Source organism: Desertivirga arenae, assembly GCF_017355785.1.
GTDB lineage: Bacteria > Bacteroidota > Bacteroidia > Sphingobacteriales > Sphingobacteriaceae > Desertivirga > Desertivirga arenae.
Genome location: NZ_JAFEWE010000013.1, coordinates 18,515 through 38,096, shown reverse-complemented (window position 1 = coordinate 38,096; position 19,582 = coordinate 18,515). Strand labels below are relative to the sequence as shown.

The following is a 19,582-nucleotide window of genomic DNA, read 5'->3' as shown; positions in this document are numbered from 1 at the left end:
TATAGGATTAGCGCCAAACAAAGCGGAAATAAAATCAAAAAAAGATTAAATAGCTTTAAGCTAAAAGAAAGAAAAGAAAAACAAAAAGAGACAGGGACTTAATCCATAGTTACAGACTTTAAGAAAGTGACCATTTTCTGAACAGCAATACCCCGGTGACTGATCTTATTTTTCTCCTCCCCGCTCATTTCTGAGAAGGTTTTATCGTAGCCGGCAGGTTTAAAAATAGGATCATAGCCAAAACCCTCAGAACCACTCTTGGTATAGGTGATTTCTCCTTCAACACTACCTTCAAAAAAATGCTCTTCACCGTCTAAGATTAGAGAGATCATACAACGGAAACGGGCAGTGCGGTCCTCCTTCCCTTGCATGTTCTTTAATACAAGTTGAAGGTTTTCTTCCGAGTCTCTGGATCCGGAATAACGGGCAGAAAAAACACCTGGCTCTTTATCCAAAGCATCCACTTCTAAACCTGAATCATCCGAAAAACAATCAAGCTGAAAACGTTCATAGATATAATGGCTCTTCTGCGACGCATTTGCTTCAAAAGTAGCCCCAGTCTCAGGGATATCGTCAAAACAGCCTATCTCCTCAAGTGTCTTTAGCTGAAATTTGCTTCCTATCAAAGCTTGTACTTCTTGCAGCTTATGCTTATTATTTGTTGAAAATACCAGGGTCTGCATTTTACATCTATGAAAAATAAGGTTATTAAAATACTTTCATTACGTTCCAGAACGCTTTCTTCTTCTCAACGTCGGTCATCATTTCAGAGAACGCGAAGGTAACAAGCACCTTCACTCCTTCATGTTCTGAAATCTGATTTAAAGGAAATGCAGGTAGTTGTATTTGTTGAGATGGGATTCCGAAGATTACAACGCGGTTAGATGCAAGAAAGGTTTTAAGCTGATGAAAATTAGCCGAGGGATACTTATGTAAATTTACCAGAGCTACATCTTCTATATGCATCTTTTTCGCACCGAGTATACTTTTCAATGCCTCCAGTTCTTTAGCCGCCATATACTGCTGTCCAGGGTAATTTACCAGAATAGCAAAATACTTATTGTTCTCACCAAGATAGTCAAAGGAGACAGTCTCACTAACATCAACAGAGGGCGCAGGGGAAGGCGGTATTACTTCTGCCTGATTCGTCCGTGCAATTACAGAATCAATAGGGTCTACCAGGTAAAGCTCTTCTGTCATTAAAAATCGAAGGGCCACGCTATGATCTGCTCTTAGTTCACTCATCCCTCCAAAATTAAGAATTTCATTTCAATGCCAGATAGCTGGCTTTAGAAGTTTTAACAATAATAGTGGCTGTTAAAAATAGTTAAATAAAGTTTTCGTTATAAATCAGATAGGAAATCCACTTACCTTAGCGTCCCATAGCTTATATTTCAGAAAATGATCGAATAACAAATTATTCTGATAATTTTGCGGGATTCTGGATTAACATGTAAAAATCTGCCGAAGGGCATAATTATTAATAGAGAGAATGAGAAAAATTCTAGGGGTTATTGCTATTCTGATTGCCTCACTTACTAACATATACGCGCAACGTTCTATAAATAAAATTGTAGCTGTCGTAGGCGACAATGTTATCCTTCAATCGGATATTGAGAGAGATTACGCCAACTACATCTTACAAGGTAATACTGAAAACCCGGAGGTTAAATGCTATCTGGTTCAACAGATGCTCACGCAGAAATTGCTTTCCCAGCAGGCAGTTATCGACTCTGTAACAGTAACCGATGACGATGTAAGCAGTGAAGTTGATCGTCGTATGCGTGTTTTTGTTCAACGTGCCGGTGGTCAGGAAAGATTAGAAAAATTCCTGAACAGGTCTGTACTTCAGTATAAAGACGAGATCAGACCCGATGTTCGTGAGCAAATGATCGCAGAAAAGATGCGCTCTAAGATCACTGAAAATATTGCGGTGACTCCTTTGGAAGTTAAACGTTATTTTGAGTCCATTCCTAAAGATAGTTTACCTTACTATAATACAGAAGTTGAGATCGGTGAAGTAGTGATCAATCCAAAATTAACTAAACAGGAGAAAGAGAGCTTCCGGGATAAAGCTGAGGCATTACGCCTGCGCGTTAAAGGAGGAGAAAGCTTTGAGACCCTGGCAAGTGTATATTCTCAGGATCCGGGTTCTGCTCCGGAGGGTGGCGACCTTGGATTTTTTGACAGAACGGCAATGGTAAAGGAGTTCAGTGCAATGGCTTTCAAACTTAAAGCAGGAGAAGTTTCTCCGGTGTTTGAAACGGACTATGGTTTTCACGTGCTACAAGTAATTGAAAGGCGAGGAGAGCAGGTACATGCACGTCACATCCTTATTAAAACAGAACCTACTAATGCGAGTCTTGACCGCACTAAAGTACATATCGACAGTATTTACCGCGATGTTGTTGCTGGAAAACTTCCGTTTGCTACAGCAGCTTCCCTGTTCTCTGATAATAATGAAACTAAGTTTAGCGGGGGTATGCTTTTAAACTCAGAAGGAGTATCTAGTCGTACTACCTATATCCCTACTGACAAACTGGAGCCTTCTGTGTTTCTTACAGTTGATACAATGAAGGTTGGAACGTACTCTAAGCCAGAATTATTCACATCGAAAGAAGGCAAGCAGGGATACAGGTTCTTTTATCTGAAATCTAAAACACAACCACATCAGGCTAACCTTGATCAGGATTTCCCTAAGCTTAAGGAAGATGCTTATCAGGATAAACTGAACAAAAAGGCAAGTGAGTGGTTTGAAAAGAAACGTAAGCAGACCTATATCAAGATTGACCCTGAATTTCAGTCTTGCTCGAGCTTAAAACTCTGGACATCCACGAACTAAAACATGACCTACAAATCGGATATAGAAGCCATAGATGCCCTAAGTGCGTCGTATAAAAAAATAAGAGAAGAAATCGGAAATGTCATTATCGGACAAGACGATGTAGTAAAATCTGTTTTAATTTCTATATTCAGCAATGGTCACTGTTTGCTGGTCGGTGTACCGGGACTAGCAAAAACACTATTAGTTCATACTGTAGCACAGGTGCTTGACTTAAGCTATAATCGCATACAGTTCACGCCCGACTTAATGCCCTCGGACATTGTAGGGTCTGAAATACTTGGTGAAGACCGGTCTTTTAAGTTTATCAAAGGACCGGTTTTTTCTAATATAATTTTGGCGGATGAGATTAACCGGACACCTCCAAAAACTCAGGCGGCGCTTCTGGAAGCCATGCAAGAGAAGATCGTCACGGTAGGCGGCCAGACTTATCCCTTACCAAAGCCCTTCTTTGTTCTTGCAACTCAGAACCCAATTGAACAAGAAGGTACCTATCCCCTTCCCGAAGCCCAATTAGATCGCTTTATGTTTAACGTATTCTTATCTTATCCTTCTTTTCAGGACGAGGTAAGAGTAGTGAAGAACACCACTGCAAACCGTCAGATAGATCTGCAGAAAATACTCAATGCAGAACAGATCATGTATTTCCAGAAGCTTGTTAGAAATATTCCGATTACAGACAATGTATTGGAGTATGCAGTGGGCCTTGCCGCTAAAACCCGTCCAAACACCCCTACCGCTACAGCCGACGTTAATAAGTTCTTAAGCTGGGGAGCAGGACCGAGAGCTTCTCAATTCCTTGTTCTGGGTGCTAAATGCCACGCTGCAATAAATGGCAAATACTCTCCGGATATTGAAGATGTACAGGCAATAGCAGAGCCTATTTTAAGACACAGGATAGTGCGTAATTATAAGGCCGAAGCTGAAGGAATCTCAACAGAGGATCTGATAAAAAGGCTATTATAAAAAGCAGTATCTATAATTTAAGCAGGAATCAGTGGACTAATCTTCCGTCTCTTTCAAAACACTCTCTCCTGCTTCGTTATAAATTTGAAGGATAATATTCCACTTAAACCCAGGCTGCACCTCCCAAATACGTATATAATGATATTTTTTAGGCCCTACTTTTGTATAGATAGTGGCCTCTCCCTGAGTAAAAGCGAACTCACCGCTATAAGCCCGGTCTACTTTCAAAGGAGTTGAATTTTCTCTAAAATCCTTTTTAGCCCAGAAATCCATGATAGCTTTCTTTCCTACTATAGGTTCATAGTCAGGCAAAATAAGGCGACTATTCTCTGAAAGGAACTCATTCATCGCAATCTTATTATTTGCCTTCTCAATCGTACTTAGTAATTTATCGGAACTGAATACGATATCTTCCCGTTGCTGCAACCTATTCTTTGAGCGCTGGTGAACAAACTTCTCATCCACTGGATTCGCAAAATTCATGGCGCCCTTTTTAGCCGGCTTTTTGTGTGATACCCCTAAATCAACAGCCAATCGCCACTTTCCCTTGTCGTTCTTCTTCCAGATAGAAACATAAGTACCGTAGTATTTTGCTGGGCCATCAACAACTTCCTTGTAAATGAAAGGTCCCGTTGAAAATCCCCAGTCCAGGCTTTTAGATATCCGTGCAAATTCAGGTTCCCAGCTCATATAACCAATACTGTCTGGCTGCTCCCTATAATATTTCAGGGCACTAACCGGGCCGGGTTTGAACACCAGGGTATTCTTATCAGACACCTTAAGAAAAGCCTTTCTCAATCCTTTTTGACTAACCAAGGCTGCAAAATTGCTCTCATTGTTCAGGATCTGACTAACCTTTATCGTCGTCTGAGAATATGCTGTTGATATAAAAAACAGAAGAAAACTAATACTAGAAAATAATTTCATTAAGACTAAAATTTCATCATAGAAGACAAACGAGCCAGGAGGGTTTATCTTATTTGAAAGATACTACTTCAAAAAGTAGAAAATTGTTTTGTCAGGAAGGTGAGGTATCCTAAAGATGATAAATAGATCCATCCTTAGGATACTCCAAAATGTTAAGCCTTTGTCCAGGTTGTGCCCTCTTTACTATCTTTTAGCTGAATGCCCAGATCCTGAAGACCATTTCTAATCTTATCAGAGGTTAGGTAATCCTTATTCGCCTTGGCCTCCGAACGAAGCTGGATGATAAATTCCATGATCTTGCCAATATCGTCTGTTTCGGCCTTCTCCACCTTCAAACCCAATACATCGTACACAAAGTCATCCATCAGGGATTTTAATGCCTCGATATCTTCTTGGGTAGCCTGAGCCTTACCATCATAGACACCATTAATGATCCGGGCGGCCTCGAATAGCTGTGCGATTACTACAGGACTGTTAAAGTCGTCGTTCATCGCATCATAACAGGCTTGTTTAAGGTCTCCCACCTGAACGTTTGATGTAGCTGAAGGCTTAAGCTTATCCAAAAGATCAATAGCATTCATCAGTCGTTTAAACCCTTTATCTGACGCTTCCAGGGCTTCATTTGAGAAATCCAGGGTACTACGATAATGGGCCTGCAGCATAAAAAATCGAACAGTCATTGGCGAATAGCCCTTTTGCAACAACGGGTGGCTTCCTGTGAACAATTCATGCGGAAGAAAACCATTTCCTGCCGATTTTGACATACGGGCACCATTAACAGTTAGCATATTGGTATGCATCCAGTATTTAGCTGGAGAGGTATGATTACAAGCTTGCGACTGTGCAATTTCATTAGTATGGTGTGTTGCCGCGAGGTCCATTCCGCCTCCATGTATATCAAAAACATCGCCCAGGTACTTACTGCTCATAGCAGAACATTCAATATGCCATCCCGGAAATCCCCATCCCCAGGGAGAAGGCCAGCGCATGATATGCTCGGGCTTTGCTTTTATCCAAAGGGCAAAATCCAGGCGGCCTTTTTTCTCATCCTGCCCACCCAAATCGCGGGTATTAGCAAGAAGTTCTTCGAGATTACGATTGGTCAGAATGGTATAGTTATTACCCTGAGAGTACTTTTCCACATCGAAATACACCGTTCCCTCCCGCTCGTAAGCGAAGCCATTATCTATGATCTGCTTCACCATCTCGATCTGCTCAGCGATATGACCGGTAGCGGTGGGCTCTATACTTGGAGGCAGCGTATTAAATAATCGCATTACATCATGAAAACCGATCGTGTAACGCTGTACAATTTCCATGGGTTCTAATTGCTCCAGCCTTGCTTTTTTAGAGAACTTATCATCTCCCTCATCCCTGTCACCCTCCAGGTGTCCGGCATCCGTTATATTGCGGACATATCTTACCTTATAGCCAAGGTGCAAAAGGTAACGATTGATCAGATCGAAGGAAACAAAGGTGCGGCAATTTCCCAAGTGCACATCGCTGTAAACAGTCGGACCACATACATACATACCCACAAAAGGAGGATTTAAAGGCTCAAACTTTTCTTTTGTACGGGTAAGCGTATTATAAATAACAAGGCTGTTAGTCATTCTGCAAACTTAATAAAATAGGGAAATAAATGCGGTGATGAAATCCGGCTAAAACAGATTATTTAAGCTCCATGTCCGAACGAACAGGATAATGATCGGAGAGCTTTTTAGGTATGATACAGTAGTTTTTAACATTAAAATCATTCGACGCAAGGATGTAGTCGATCTGAAAATTCGGGAAGTCTCCGTTATAAGTTACCCCAAACCCACTACCTTTTTCCCTGAAGCTATTTTTAATGCCTTTACTAAGCGTATTAACGGTGTAAGATGCAGGAGTATCATTAAAATCACCTGCAATAAGATACGGCAGACCACTGTCCAATGCATGTCTCCTCAATATTTTGGCCTGTTCAGCCCTTTTAAGAAATGCATTTTTCAAGCGGCTCCCAATACGTTTCGAAGACTCGGCATTCGCGTTGGCCTGTTTAACTTCCTTGAGGTAGTCGTAGTCCTCAGGCTGAAATTTGATCGACTGAAGATGTACACAATAGATCCTGAAGCTCTTATTATTGACTTTAAAATCAGCATAGATCACCTGATTACCTGCGTCGGTATTAGGGAATACGATCTGGCCTTTGTTCCTGACCTTATACTTTGAGAAAATAGCTAACCCAATTCCTTCATAATCATTAGCCATGATGTTCTCCAGGTAATAATGCTCGGTGTTTAAGATCTCTAACACTGATTTTCTGATATTGAATTCGCCCTTCTTCCTGGAATAAAACTCCTGTATACATAGAACATCCGGCTGTTCGTTCCTGATCACATCCAGCATCTGATCCTTTACGATCTTATCGTTCTGAGAGTCGAACTTCTTAAAATAATGAGCATTCCAGGTTAGAACACGTATGAAATTCTGGGATGATTTAGGAACTTGGATACCGGTGGAGCCTCTGAAACCGATATTTCCTGTTACAAACTTCCAGCCAATAAGGATAACAGCCAGGGAGAGCAGTGAATATTTCGCTTTCCGGAAAAGCCAGTATACTACAAAAGCAATGTTGATCAGGAGGAGAAATGGATAGGCTAAACCAAAGAATGCAAAGGGCCAGAAGGACTGAGGATTTATGAATGCGGCCAGATAGCTTAAGAGCAAAGTAACAGCAGCGATAGTATTAAGCACAAAGATGCTTTTACTAAAGTACCCTATAGACGATCCTTTTTTCCTGGTTTTACTCCTCATTCTTGTTGCTAGCCTTAAAAAGCAATTCCTTTTCCTGCTTTGTTAAGCTCTGATATCCTTTTTGTGAGATCTTGTCAAGTATCCTGTCTATCACTTCCTGTTCGGGAATGTCATTTATAACCCTTGAAGTGACTTTTTCCCGGTGAACTACTTTCAATCTAGGTTTGCGCTGAAAGGTCTTACTCCAGTCATTCCCTGCCTTTAGTTGTTTAATATAAACAAAGCCAAGCAAGGCACCTCCAAGGTGGGCGATAGCTCCCCCTGCGTTAAGACCAGCCATACCAATAATATCGATCAAGATGTAAACTAAGGCAAGATACTTCAGCTGAACACTTCCAAAGATCAATAAGTGTAGATTATAATCAGGAAGCAGAGTAGCCGTGGCAACAATTATTGCCATTACACAAGCAGAAGCACCTACAACAGTAGCGTATGGGAGGGTTTCCTGATAGCCTGGGAAAACATTATAGAAGAGAATAAATAATAAGCCTCCTACTATTCCGCCAGCGATATAGGTGAAGGTAAACTGCCTTGCATTTAGAAAATCTTCGAAGATCCGGCCGAACCAGTACAAGGCTAACATATTGAAGATAAAATGCAGAAAGTCCTCGTGAACGAACATGTACGTGAACAAGGTCCAGAACTTATAGAGCAGTGATGGTAAAAATGCGGGTAAAGCCAGGTTGACTTTCAGAAAAGGAAGAATTCCAGTTTCCATGCGGAAAAGGAACTCCACAACATTAACCACCGCAAAGAACAAGAAAATAATGGTATTAATACCAATAAAAAAGTTCATCCGGCTTCCCGAATGTACCATTTTATACCATAAATCACTAACTACAGATCTGTTCATAAAAACCCTCCGGGACGTCTGATCCCCCAAAGTTTAATCAATATAAAACCGAATAATGCTCCTCCAAGGTGTGCAAAGTGAGCAACTGAATCACCTGCAAACTGTCTCACTCCTAAGAACAGCTCTATTAACACGTATACAGGCATTATATATTTTGCTTTAACCGGTATTGGTATCAGCATAATAAACAATTCTGCATTTGGAAAGAGCATTCCAAACGCGATAAATATACCAAAAATTGCACCTGAGGCACCTAACATAGGGCCATAATAAATCTCTCCCAATTTTTGAAGGGCTGACTGATCTGGAGATTGATAAGTCTCTGGATTTATAGTTATTCCCCCCGTTAATGAATACACTTCAAAAGCCTGAATTGCCATTTGAAGCGCTAAGGCGCCTAACCCTGTAAGGAGGTAGAAATTTAAAAATCTTTTTGAACCAAGAACGTATTCTATAGCAGCCCCTAAGCTGTATAAAGCAAACATATTGAATAGTATATGGAAATAGTCGGTGGGACTATGCATAAACATATACGAGATGGGCTGCCAGATTCTAAATTTGGGGGAATCAAAATAATGAACGCCTAAAAGGTCCACCAGGATCATATCCCCGCCCCTTCTGATCACCAGAGTCGCAATGAAGAAAATAACATTTATTATTAACAGGTTCTTTACAACCGGAGGAATATTATCAAGAGGAGATGATCTGTAGCTGTTCATTTAATATAATACCGTTTTTCACGGCCTTTTATTTTTCAAATTTCTGTAAAAGATCGTCCATGGCATAAGTGATAACAACCGGTTTCCCGGAAATGGACGAATTAGGCATTTCGCAGGCGAATAACTGATCGATGAGATTGTTCATTTCCTCCTGCGATAACGGTGTTCCGGCCTTAATAGCTGCATTTCGGGCAAGCGTACGGGCCAGGTTATCACGCTTATTTAATTTCAAGAGCGTAAAATTGTTTTTAAAACCCTCTATCAAATGTTCAAGCATTTCCACCTCGCTCACATTTGCACTTATATCAGCAGGTATCCCTTCCACAACTACGGTATTCTTACCAAACTCACGTACCTGAAAACCGAGCGACTGTATATCCGGAAGCAGTTCTCGAACCAGCTCAAAATCTACTGCACTTAAAGTCACCGTCTGCGGAAACAAGCTTTGCTGACTCGCCCCTTTATGCGTGTCGAGCTGCTGCAGGAAACGCTCGTACAAAACACGTTCATGTGCCCCCTGCTGATCTATAAGCATAAAGCCTGAACGGATCTGTGAAATAATAAAACGGTTATGCAGCTGAAATATTTGACGATCGCTGGTTTTATGGCTCTTTTTCTCAATCTCAGGCTCCAGTTCTATTTGCTGTTGTTCCGCTACTGGAGATTCAACGATCTCATACAATGAACCCCAATTCTTGCTCACGTCCTTCTTTTCAGAACCAAAGCCGCGTTCAAAGTAGGAAGAGGAAGTTGAAGAAGTGCCACGCGCTTGCTTCTGATCAGCTGCAAATGGATTAAAATCAGGATTGAAGGTGATCTGCGGAGGAATAATATCTTCAGGAGCCTTTTGAGAGATCATGTGACTGAAACCCGTTTCCTGGTCAAAGTCGATTGTCGGTGTAATATTATATTGCCCCAGAGAGCGTTTTACAGCAGAGCGAATGATCGCATAGATCGACTTCTCGTCCTGGTACTTGATCTCTGTCTTTGTAGGATGCACGTTTATATCGATCTTGGATGGATCTATTTCGATAAAGAGTACATACAGAGGGTAAGTTTCTTCCGGAAGCAAATCTTCAAAGGCCGTTAATATGGCATGGTTCAGATAAGGGTCCCTAATAAAACGCTTGTTCACGAAGAAAAACTGTTCACCTCGGGTTCGCTTGGCGAATTCCGGTTTGCCTACAAAGCCCTTTAAATTGATGATAGTGGTATCTTCCTCTACCGGAACCAGCTTCTGATTATAAGAATTTCCAAAAAGATGGACTATTCGTTGCTTCAATGTGGCTTTAGGCAGGTGAAAAATTTCATTGCCATCAGAATGGAAGGTAAAAAAGATCTCCGGATGAGCCAGGGCAACACGCTGAAACTCGTCAATGATATGCCTTAGTTCAACCGAGTTTGCCTTGAGAAAATTCCTTCTGGCTGGAATATTATAGAACAGGTTCTTCACACAAATAGACGTACCGGGCTGCGCTGACACAGGTTCCTGCTTAACTACTTCAGAACCTTCTATACAAATAAGCGTTCCCAGCTCGTCCTCATGCCGTCTGGTTTTTAGCTCCACCTGGGCGATAGCAGCGATCGAGGCCATTGCTTCGCCTCTGAACCCCATGGTACGGATGGCAAAAAGGTCTGTAGCCTGTTTGATCTTAGAGGTTGCATGCCTTTCAAAACACATGCGTGCGTCGGTAATACTCATACCGCATCCATCATCAGTTACCTGAAGTAAAGACTTTCCCGCTTCTTTTACAATGAGTTGTATCTTAGAAGCCCCGGCATCAATTGAGTTTTCCAGAAGTTCCTTTACTGCCGATGCGGGCCGCTGCACTACTTCCCCTGCTGCAATCTGGTTGGCTACCGAATCTGGTAAAAGCTGTATAATATCCGACATAATCGAAGCAAAATTAATTAAAATAAAAGGGGAATTAAGGATCGTGCTGTAAAACTGCTGATCAATTCTTTATTCCCAGGTTTTTATACGCTCCCCTTTTCGCTATAAACACCTGTTTTCAAATTCTGCAAAAAAGCCTTGCATAACTGTAAAACATTTCGTACTGATTTTTCATTTTATAGCCAATATGAGCAGACTAATATATCCTGGAAGTCCCTATCCGCTCGGAGCTACCTGGGACGGAAAAGGTGTCAACTTTTCTATATACGCGGAGAACGCTACAGGTGTAGACCTGTGCTTATTTGACAGCAATGACGATTCAAAAGAAAGCGACCGGATAAAGATCCAGGAGCGGACCCACCACGTTTGGCATGTATACATTCCTGACATGAAGCCGGGCCAATTGTACGGGTACCGCGTGCATGGGCCCTACGAGCCTTCGGAGGGTCATCGGTTCAACCCTAACAAACTTTTGATTGACCCTTATGCAAAAGCAATTGCCGGTACAGTACAGTGGCACGATTCCCTTTTCCCTTATGAGATGGGACATCCTGACGAAGATCTGAGTTTCAGTCAAAGCGACAGTGCTCCGTACATTCCTAAAAGTGTTGTAATCGACCCAAACTTTGACTGGGAAGGGGATGTGGCGCCTAAGGTCTCCTATCATAAATCGATCATCTATGAAGCGCATGTAAAAGGTTTTACACAAATGAATCCGGATATTCCGGAAGAGATAAAGGGCAGTTATGCCGCTATTGCACATCCCGTGACGATCAAGTACCTGAAAAAGCTTGGAATTACGGCTATTGAGCTCCTCCCCGTACACCAGTTCGTGCGCGACCGGTACTTGTTCGAAAAAGATCTCACTAATTATTGGGGATATAATACTATCGGATTCTTTGCCCCTGATGTGCGTTACTCCAGTAGTGGTACACAGGGAGAGCAGGTGATAGAGTTCAAAAACATGGTGAAGGAACTGCATAAAGCAGGAATTGAAGTGATCCTTGACGTGGTGTACAATCACACAGCTGAAGGGAATCAGATGGGGCCTTCGCTGAGCTTCCGCGGGATTGATAACGCTTCCTATTATCGCCTGGTAGACGACAACAAGCGTTATTACATGGACTATACAGGTTGTGGAAATACACTCAACGCTAACCTTCCTAATGTCTTACGCTTAATCATGGACAGCTTACGATACTGGATCCTGGAGATGCATGTGGATGGCTTTCGCTTTGACCTTGCCTCTACATTGGCACGCGAACTTCATGAAGTACACCGCCTAAGTGCGTTCTTTGATATCATTCACCAGGATCCCGTGATCTCACAGGTAAAACTAATTGCCGAACCATGGGATATCGGAGAAGGAGGCTATCAGGTAGGAAAATTCCCTCCGGGATGGGCAGAATGGAACGGTATGTACCGTGATTGTATACGTGACTACTGGCGCGGAGAAGAAAGTGTACTGGGTGAATTTGCAGAAAGATTTACCGGAAGTTCAGACTTGTACAAAGATGACTACCGCAAACCAACAGCCAGTATAAACTTCATTACAGCTCATGACGGTTTCACCCTGCATGACCTGGTATCCTATAATGAAAAACATAACGAAGCCAATGGGGAAAACAACAATGATGGAGACAGCCACAACCGTTCCTGGAACTGCGGAGTGGAAGGACCAACAGACGATCCGGAGATCATAGAATTAAGGAATAAACAAAAAAGAAATTTCCTGACCACCATGTTCATTTCCCAGGGTGTACCAATGCTGGTAGCTGGTGATGAAGCAGGTAGAAGTCAGGGCGGTAATAATAATGCTTACTGCCAGGACAATGAAATTTCCTGGATCAATTGGGGAGAAGCAGATAAAGATTTGGTGGAATTCACCAGCAGGCTTATCCACTTCCGTAAACACCACCCCGTATTCCGCAGACGCCGTTGGTTTAAAGGACAGCCGATAAAAGGTATTGGTGTGGAAGACATTAACTGGTTCCTGCCCGATGGAACAGAAATGCCGGATGAGGCATGGGCAGATAACTTCGCTAAGTCGATCGGTGTGTTCCTGAACGGTAAAGGGATCCGTACAGTGGGGCCTAAAGGAGAGCCTGTTCTCGATGACCATTTCTATGTAATATTCAATGCTCATTATGAGCCTATCGAGTATGCACTACCCACTAAAAAATACGGTAAAGAGTGGATCAAAGTAATAGATACTCATAGTGGTTACATCAACGATTCCAGGGAAGGGGAAGTATTTGCTCCAAAAGACACCGTGACAGTAGAGGGAAGATCGGTGATGGTATTTAAACAGATCGTACCGAGATAAATACCATTAACCCTACCTATACCTGAATAAATAATCTGTACGTCGGGGATCTGCCAATAAGCATCCCCGACTTCATTATCTACCTACCAGGCATTGCAACCAGTGCCAAGAAGAATTAAATAAGATGAAACACAAAACTTTGGGTGTAAGCTTCAATGAGGAAGAACAGGCAGAAGTGCTGCTTTGGGCACCGAAAGCTGAGAAAGTGGAGATACTGCTAAAAGAGAATGGGAAAAAACTAGCGCTGCAGGAAGAAGAAGGCGGCTACTGGTCTTTAACTACTTCAGAAATAAAAGCGGGCGACCGGTACATGTTCGTACTCGACGACGAAAAGGACCGCCCTGATCCTGCTTCCCGCGCCCAGGAAGATACGGTTCACGGATCCTCACTCGCCGTTAACCTTAAGACCTATCAGTGGACAGACCAGGACTGGCAGAACCTAGACCTTGAAAAATACATCATTTACGAATTACATACCGGAACTTTTAGTCCCGAGGGAACCTTCGAAGGAATTGAGAAAAAATTAGACTACCTTCTTGAGCTCGGTGTTAATGCGATCGAGATCATGCCCGTAGCCCAATTTCCAGGCGGCCGGAACTGGGGGTATGATGGAGTACTTCCTTTTGCCGCACAAAATACTTATGGAGGGGCAGCTGGACTTCAGCACCTAGTAGACGCATGTCATCAAAAAGGCATTTCAGTTATCCTCGACTGTGTCTATAACCACATGGGGCCGGAGGGAAACTATCTTGGAGATTTTGGCCACTATTTCACGGATAAATACAACACTCCCTGGGGTAATGCGATAAACTTTGACGACGAATGGTGCGACGGCGTAAGACGCTACTTTATAGAGAATGTAATGATGTGGTTCCGTGACTTTCATATTGACGCCTTACGGCTGGATGCTGTTCATGCGATCAAAGACTTTAGTCCTGTTCATATCCTGCGGGAGATCAAACAGAATGTAGATCAGTTGATGCAGGAAACCGGAAGAAGACATTATCTCATCGTAGAGCTCGACCTGAATGATACAAGGTATATTAATCCGCTTGAAAAAGAGGGCTACGGGATGGATGCGCAGTGGGTGGATGAATTTCACCATGCCTTACGGGTAACTGCAGGTGGCGACCGCAATGGCTATTATTCAGATTTCATTGATGTTGATCACCTTGCTAAAGCATATAAAGACGCGTATGTATATGATGGGCAGTTCTCCCCTCACCGCAAGAAGATGTTCGGTATTAAGGCCGAGAATAACCCGGGAAAGCAATTTATCGTCTTTTCACAGAATCACGACCAGGTAGGAAACCGCATGTTGGGAGAGCGCACGAGTCAGCTTCATAGCTTCGAGATGCAAAAACTGCTCGCGGGTGCTGTCCTGATCAGCCCTTATATCCCCATGCTTTTTATGGGCGAAGAATACGGAGAGTCAAATCCATTCCTCTATTTTGTCAGTCACACCGACCAGGAATTGGCAGAATTGGTAAGAAAAGGCAGAAAGGCAGAGTTCGCAGCCTTTCACGCAGAAGGAGAAGCACCTGACCCCGTTTCTGAAAGCACCTTTCAGGAATCTAAATTGCAATGGCATTTGCCTCAGCAGCAGCCTCACAGCATCCTTTTCAATTACTATAAAACACTTATTCAATTAAGGAAAGATCATCCTGTCCTTAGTAAACTGGATCGTACCCAATTAGAGGTAGAACATCAGAAAGATGAGCAGGTGGTTATTCTTCATCGTTGGGACCAGGGTACTGATCTTGTTTTTCTATTGAACTTTGCTAACACCCCTAAAAAGATCAGGTTACCCGGATACAGTGCTCAATGGCATAAATTACTTAACTCTGCCAGTTCTGAATTCGGAGGGTCTGAAGAGATACCTGATTATGCCGCAGAAGGAGAAAACATCCTGATTCCGGCAGAGGCAATGGTTATCTATCAAAACAGTGCTCCTGAGGCAAGCTAAACGATTTTTATTTCAAGAAATAACAAAAACCTCTCATGTTTAACCCCATATCTACATACCGCTTTCAGTTTCACAAAGAATTTACTTTTGAAGCTTTTGAAAAGATCATTCCCTATCTAAAAGATTTGGGTGTAGGCACCGTTTACGCCTCTCCGGTCTTTCAGTCTACTTCAGGCAGTACCCATGGTTACGACGGATTGAATCCCCACAAGATTAATCCTGAAATAGGGTCGGAAGAGCAACTCTTAAGCATCAGCCAAAAGCTTAAGAACCAGAACATAAGTTGGCTTCAGGATATCGTACCTAATCACATGGCATTCGATCCTAATAACGAGTGGCTGATGGACGTATTGGAGAAGGGAAAACAATCCAAATATGCAAGCTTTTTTGATATAGGATGGGAAAGCCCGGTTCATGGAGGAAAGATCATGGTTCCCTTTCTTGGATCGAAACTGGAAGAAGTTATCGAAAAGGGAGAATTAAAGATCGATTATAAGAATGGCAGGTATGGCCTTGCCTATTATGATAGCTTCTATCCCCTTACGCCCCGGTCATACCAAAGCATCCTAAGTCAGATAAAAGCTCCCAATCAGGCAATTCAGCAATTGCTAGATCAGATGCAGGGCTTACACCAGATCGAAGATGCTGAGATCTATTCGAAGGAGTGGAATGAATTCCTGTTACAGCTGGACTCTTTGAAGAAGAACGAGTCGTCAGAAACAGCAATTGCCGAAGCTATTAACGCTATAAACCATGATGCTGTTCGCTTAAAAGAAATTACCGGGGAACAGGTTTATGAATTATGTCACTGGCAGGAGACGGATAGCCAGATCAATTTCAGACGCTTCTTCACCGTTAACGGACTAATTTGTCTTAACATACAGGACAAGAACGTCTTTGATCATTTTCATCAATATATTCAAAAACTGACCGGGCAAGGCGTCTTTAACGGACTCCGGATAGATCATATCGATGGGCTCTATAATCCGACCCAATATTTGGAAGATCTTAGAAAGCTTAGCGGCGAGGATACTTATATCGTAGTAGAAAAGATCCTTGAACCTGGAGAAGATATTCCAAAGCGCTGGCCCATACAAGGAAACACGGGCTACGACTTCCTGGCTATTGTGAACAATCTATTCACCAATACCAAAGCAGAAAAAGCCTTTACTAAGTTTTATGAAAAGCTGATTGGCGATAAAACAGAAATCCACCAGCAGATCCACGATAAAAAATCATATATCCTGTATAACCATATGCAGGGCGAGCTGGATAACCTGTTACAACTATTCCTTAAATCAGACCTTGCAAAGGAATCAGAGCTAAAGTCAATTGACACTCAGGACCTGAAAAAAGCGATTGGCGAGATCCTTATCCACTGTCCGGTTTACCGTTACTATGGCAACAACCTGCCATTGGATGAGGAAGAAGCAGATGCCCTGAAAGCAGAGATCAAAAAAATAAAGAAAAGCAAGCCAAAGCTCGCCGAATCATTAGAGTTGATCGCAGACGTTTTGCTCAAAAAACCCAAAGACAACAACCCGGCAGAGAATCAGAAAGCCCTTCATTTCTACCAGCGCCTGATGCAATTTTCAGGGCCTTTAATGGCTAAGGGAGTAGAAGATACCTTGATGTATACCTATAACCGCTTTGTGGGCCATAATGAAGTAGGCGATGCTCCGGAAGCATTCGGAATCACTGCTGAAGATTTTCATGAGCGGATGAAGGACCGGCAGGAGAACTGGCCATTATCCATCAACGCCACCTCTACCCATGATACCAAGCGCGGTGAGGATGTACGTGCCCGCCTGAATGTTCTTACAGATATTGCCGATGAATGGCTGGAGACGATTGAGTTATGGCAATACCTGAATACACATCTTAAAGAGAACCATAATCCCGAGGTGAACGACGAATACTTCATTTATCAGACCCTCGTTGGCGCTCTGCCGATGCCTGGGCAGGATGAAGATAATTTGAAAAACCGATTGCAGGATTACCTCGAAAAGGCTTTACGTGAAGCCAAGGATAAATCGAACTGGACCACACCTAACGAGGAATACGAAAACGCTACAAAAAACTTTGCCCTTTCCCTCCTCGATACGGATAAGCCATTCTTCAGGCATCTGCAAAACCTTCAAAAGAAGGTGGTCGATTTTGGGATCGTTAATTCTTTAGCACAAGTATTACTTAAGTTCACCTGTCCCGGCGTGCCCGATGTCTATCAGGGTTGCGAACTCTGGGATTTGAGCCTGGTAGACCCTGACAATAGAAGGCCAGTAGATTATGATAAACGTCAGCAATGGCTTTCAGACCTGCAGAGCAAAACGGAAGATCCGGAAGGAAATTTAAAGCAGCTTTGGCAGGATCGCTATTCGGGCAAAATCAAATTATGGCTTACCCAGGTTCTGTATAAGGAACGTCAGGCTTCAAAAGACTTATTCGAACAAGGCGAGTATGTACCTCTGAAAGTAAAAGGCAAGTATCAGGATAACGTTCTGGCCTATGCCCGTAAACATAAACAAACGTGGTATATCGTCGCTGTACCCCTGCATGCTGCTACGATCGCCAAAGAACAGGAGCGCGACCTATTGGAGATCAAATGGAAGGAAACGCGCATTGTTCTTCCTAAAAATGCGCCTAAGGATTTAGAGAACGTTTTTCTGAAAACAAAAAGCAAGACAGAAAATGAGCTATTCGTAAAAGATCTTTTTGCTCATCTGCCCTTTGCACTTTTAAAACTTACCAAGCCCGAAAATCCCCGAAGTGCGGGTATCCTGCTACACATCACCTCACTACCATCAAATTTTGGAACAGGCGATTTTGGACCGGAAGCACGACGCTTTGCCGATACCCTTGCTACCGCTAAACAGAAATTATGGCAAATATTACCTTTAAGTCCTACCGCAGTCGGACAAGGGTATTCTCCCTACAGTGCTATTTCCAGTATGGCCGGACATACCTTGCTCATCAGTCCCGAACAGCTGGTAGAGGAAGGCTTGTTGGACTCGAAAGACCTGAAGGGTATCAAACTTTCATCGAAAGAGAAAGCCAATTTCAAAGAGGCTGAGAAAATCAAGAACGGACTGTTCGAAAAAGCTTTCCAAAACTTTAGAAAAGGTACCTATGCTGAGCTTGGTACGGCTTTTACAGAGTTCTGCAAAGCCGAGGCTTACTGGTTGGATAGTTACGCACTCTACATTGCCCTTAAGCTAAAGAACGATGGCAAGCCCTGGTATGAATGGGACCGCAAGTATAAATTACGGGATGGAGCAGCGCTCGCTGAATTCCGGGAGAAAGAGGAATATCTAATCTCGAAGACCCAATGGCTGCAGTTTATTTTCATGAAGCAATGGAAAGAGCTAAAGCAGTACTGCAACAACCTCAATATCCGCATGTTTGGCGACCTTCCCTTCTACGTAAGCTACGACTCATCCGACGTATGGGCTAACCCAGAAATATTTGCGCTGGATGAAGAAGGAAAGCCCCTTGGGGTAGCTGGAGTTCCTCCTGATTATTTCAATGAAGATGGACAGTTGTGGGGAATGCCGATCTTCCGCTGGGATGTTTTAAAAGAGCAGGGATACCAGTGGTGGATCGATCGCATCCGCAAGAACATGGAATTATTCGATTACCTCCGGCTAGACCATTTCCGTGCCTTCTCGTCCTACTGGGATGTACCGGCAAACGAGGAAACAGCTAAAAATGGAGAATGGAAACCAGGACCAGCATCTGACTTTTTCAGAGCATTGGAGAATAAGCTCGGGAAACTTCCATTTGTAGCAGAAGACCTTGGGGATATAGATCAACCGGTATACGACCTGAGGGATGAATTTGAATTCCCCGGAATGAAAGTTCTTCAATTTGCTTTTGGGGATAACCTTCCTGATTCAATTGACATTCCGCATAACTATGGTCAGAACTTCCTGGTATATACGGGTACCCATGATAATAACACCACAGTAGGATGGTTCCATACAGAAGTGGATAAGGATATGAAGCTGCGGCTAACAGCTTATGCTGGTATTGAACCAGAGGATAGTAACATTCATAAAATACTTGGCCGTTTAGCTTATGCCTCCGTCGCTAAGACCGTTATCCTGCCACTTCAGGATGTGTTAGGTTTGGGTGAGAAGCACCGGATGAATACCCCTGCTGTCGCTGAGAATAACTGGTCATGGAGGTTACTGCCTGATCAGCTGAAGGAAAAGCATGTAAAACGCCTGCAGCACTGGGTCGAGATCTTCAATCGCGAGTAAGAAAAAATTAAATGGAAAAGGCAGGGCTTCCTAC

The 19,582-nt window shown here is 42.9% G+C and carries 13 protein-coding genes; 5 read left to right on the top strand and 8 right to left on the bottom strand.

Going from position 1 to position 19,582, the window contains the following annotated elements; all coding sequences use genetic code 11:
* Positions 1–98: 98 nt before the first annotated feature.
* Positions 99–683, bottom strand: coding sequence for an RdgB/HAM1 family non-canonical purine NTP pyrophosphatase (gene rdgB / locus J4N24_RS19680; protein WP_207535446.1), 585 nt, complete (start codon positions 681–683; stop codon positions 99–101).
* A gap of 25 nt (positions 684–708) precedes the next feature.
* Positions 709–1,245 (bottom strand): hypothetical protein, encoded by a 537-nt coding sequence (locus tag J4N24_RS19675; RefSeq protein WP_207535445.1) that lies wholly within the window; start codon positions 1,243–1,245, stop codon positions 709–711.
* Positions 1,246–1,492: 247 nt separating this feature from the next.
* Here J4N24_RS19675 and J4N24_RS19670 point away from each other — a divergent pair, with 247 nt between their 5' ends.
* Together J4N24_RS19670 and J4N24_RS19665 are read left to right on the top strand one after the other, a co-directional pair.
* Positions 1,493–2,842, top strand: a complete 1,350-nt coding sequence (locus J4N24_RS19670) for a peptidylprolyl isomerase (RefSeq protein WP_207535444.1) — start codon at positions 1,493–1,495, stop codon at positions 2,840–2,842.
* A gap of 3 nt (positions 2,843–2,845) precedes the next feature.
* A complete protein-coding gene (locus J4N24_RS19665) occupies positions 2,846–3,808 on the top strand; it encodes an AAA family ATPase (RefSeq protein ID WP_207535443.1) in 963 nt (320 codons plus the stop codon).
* 36 nt (positions 3,809–3,844) lie between these two features.
* On the opposite strand, the gene J4N24_RS19660 is transcribed toward J4N24_RS19665, so the two are convergent.
* From J4N24_RS19660 to mutL, 6 genes are all read right to left on the bottom strand, one after another.
* Positions 3,845–4,735, bottom strand: coding sequence for a Cif family virulence factor (locus J4N24_RS19660; RefSeq protein WP_207535442.1), 891 nt, complete (start codon positions 4,733–4,735; stop codon positions 3,845–3,847).
* 152 nt (positions 4,736–4,887) lie between these two features.
* The gene (cysS, locus tag J4N24_RS19655; RefSeq protein WP_207535441.1) at positions 4,888–6,348 is read right to left on the bottom strand and encodes a cysteine--tRNA ligase; all 1,461 of its coding nucleotides are present in this window, start codon (positions 6,346–6,348) and stop codon (positions 4,888–4,890) included.
* 58 nt (positions 6,349–6,406) lie between these two features.
* Positions 6,407–7,531, bottom strand: a complete 1,125-nt coding sequence (locus J4N24_RS19650; protein ID WP_207535440.1) for an endonuclease/exonuclease/phosphatase family protein — start codon at positions 7,529–7,531, stop codon at positions 6,407–6,409.
* Positions 7,521–8,384, bottom strand: a complete 864-nt coding sequence (locus tag J4N24_RS19645; protein ID WP_207535439.1) for a rhomboid family protein — start codon at positions 8,382–8,384, stop codon at positions 7,521–7,523. Before J4N24_RS19645 ends, J4N24_RS19650 begins: the two co-directional genes overlap by 11 nt.
* Entirely contained in the window at positions 8,381–9,103 is a 723-nt protein-coding gene (locus J4N24_RS19640) for a rhomboid family intramembrane serine protease (RefSeq protein ID WP_207535438.1), read from the bottom strand. The genes J4N24_RS19645 and J4N24_RS19640 overlap by 4 nt, the downstream gene beginning before the upstream one ends.
* A gap of 28 nt (positions 9,104–9,131) precedes the next feature.
* The gene (gene mutL, locus J4N24_RS19635; protein WP_207535437.1) at positions 9,132–10,997 is read right to left on the bottom strand and encodes a DNA mismatch repair endonuclease MutL; all 1,866 of its coding nucleotides are present in this window, start codon (positions 10,995–10,997) and stop codon (positions 9,132–9,134) included.
* Between the two features lie 187 nt (positions 10,998–11,184).
* Between mutL and glgX the strand changes: the two genes are divergently transcribed.
* The 3 genes from glgX (at position 11,185) to treY (ending at position 19,548) form a co-directional block, all read left to right on the top strand.
* Positions 11,185–13,323 (top strand): glycogen debranching protein GlgX, encoded by a 2,139-nt coding sequence (gene glgX / locus J4N24_RS19630; protein WP_207535436.1) that lies wholly within the window; start codon positions 11,185–11,187, stop codon positions 13,321–13,323.
* Between the two features lie 124 nt (positions 13,324–13,447).
* Entirely contained in the window at positions 13,448–15,289 is a 1,842-nt protein-coding gene (treZ, locus tag J4N24_RS19625; RefSeq protein ID WP_207535435.1) for a malto-oligosyltrehalose trehalohydrolase, read from the top strand.
* 35 nt (positions 15,290–15,324) lie between these two features.
* On the top strand, positions 15,325–19,548 hold the full coding sequence (gene treY, locus J4N24_RS19620) for a malto-oligosyltrehalose synthase (protein ID WP_207535434.1): 4,224 nt from the start codon (positions 15,325–15,327) through the stop codon (positions 19,546–19,548).
* The last annotated feature ends 34 nt before the right edge of the window (positions 19,549–19,582 follow it).

Coding starts and splice junctions, on each gene's coding strand:
- treY (WP_207535434.1), top strand. CDS start 15,325: ATGTTTAACCCCATATCTACATACCGCTTTCAGTTTCACAAAGAATTT.
- J4N24_RS19665 (WP_207535443.1), top strand. CDS start 2,846: ATGACCTACAAATCGGATATAGAAGCCATAGATGCCCTAAGTGCGTCG.
- cysS (WP_207535441.1), bottom strand. CDS start 6,348: ATGACTAACAGCCTTGTTATTTATAATACGCTTACCCGTACAAAAGAA.
- J4N24_RS19675 (WP_207535445.1), bottom strand. CDS start 1,245: ATGAGTGAACTAAGAGCAGATCATAGCGTGGCCCTTCGATTTTTAATG.
- J4N24_RS19660 (WP_207535442.1), bottom strand. CDS start 4,735: ATGAAATTATTTTCTAGTATTAGTTTTCTTCTGTTTTTTATATCAACA.
- J4N24_RS19650 (WP_207535440.1), bottom strand. CDS start 7,531: ATGAGGAGTAAAACCAGGAAAAAAGGATCGTCTATAGGGTACTTTAGT.
- J4N24_RS19640 (WP_207535438.1), bottom strand. CDS start 9,103: ATGAACAGCTACAGATCATCTCCTCTTGATAATATTCCTCCGGTTGTA.
- mutL (WP_207535437.1), bottom strand. CDS start 10,997: ATGTCGGATATTATACAGCTTTTACCAGATTCGGTAGCCAACCAGATT.
- glgX (WP_207535436.1), top strand. CDS start 11,185: ATGAGCAGACTAATATATCCTGGAAGTCCCTATCCGCTCGGAGCTACC.
- J4N24_RS19645 (WP_207535439.1), bottom strand. CDS start 8,384: ATGAACAGATCTGTAGTTAGTGATTTATGGTATAAAATGGTACATTCG.
- treZ (WP_207535435.1), top strand. CDS start 13,448: ATGAAACACAAAACTTTGGGTGTAAGCTTCAATGAGGAAGAACAGGCA.
- J4N24_RS19670 (WP_207535444.1), top strand. CDS start 1,493: ATGAGAAAAATTCTAGGGGTTATTGCTATTCTGATTGCCTCACTTACT.
- rdgB (WP_207535446.1), bottom strand. CDS start 683: ATGCAGACCCTGGTATTTTCAACAAATAATAAGCATAAGCTGCAAGAA.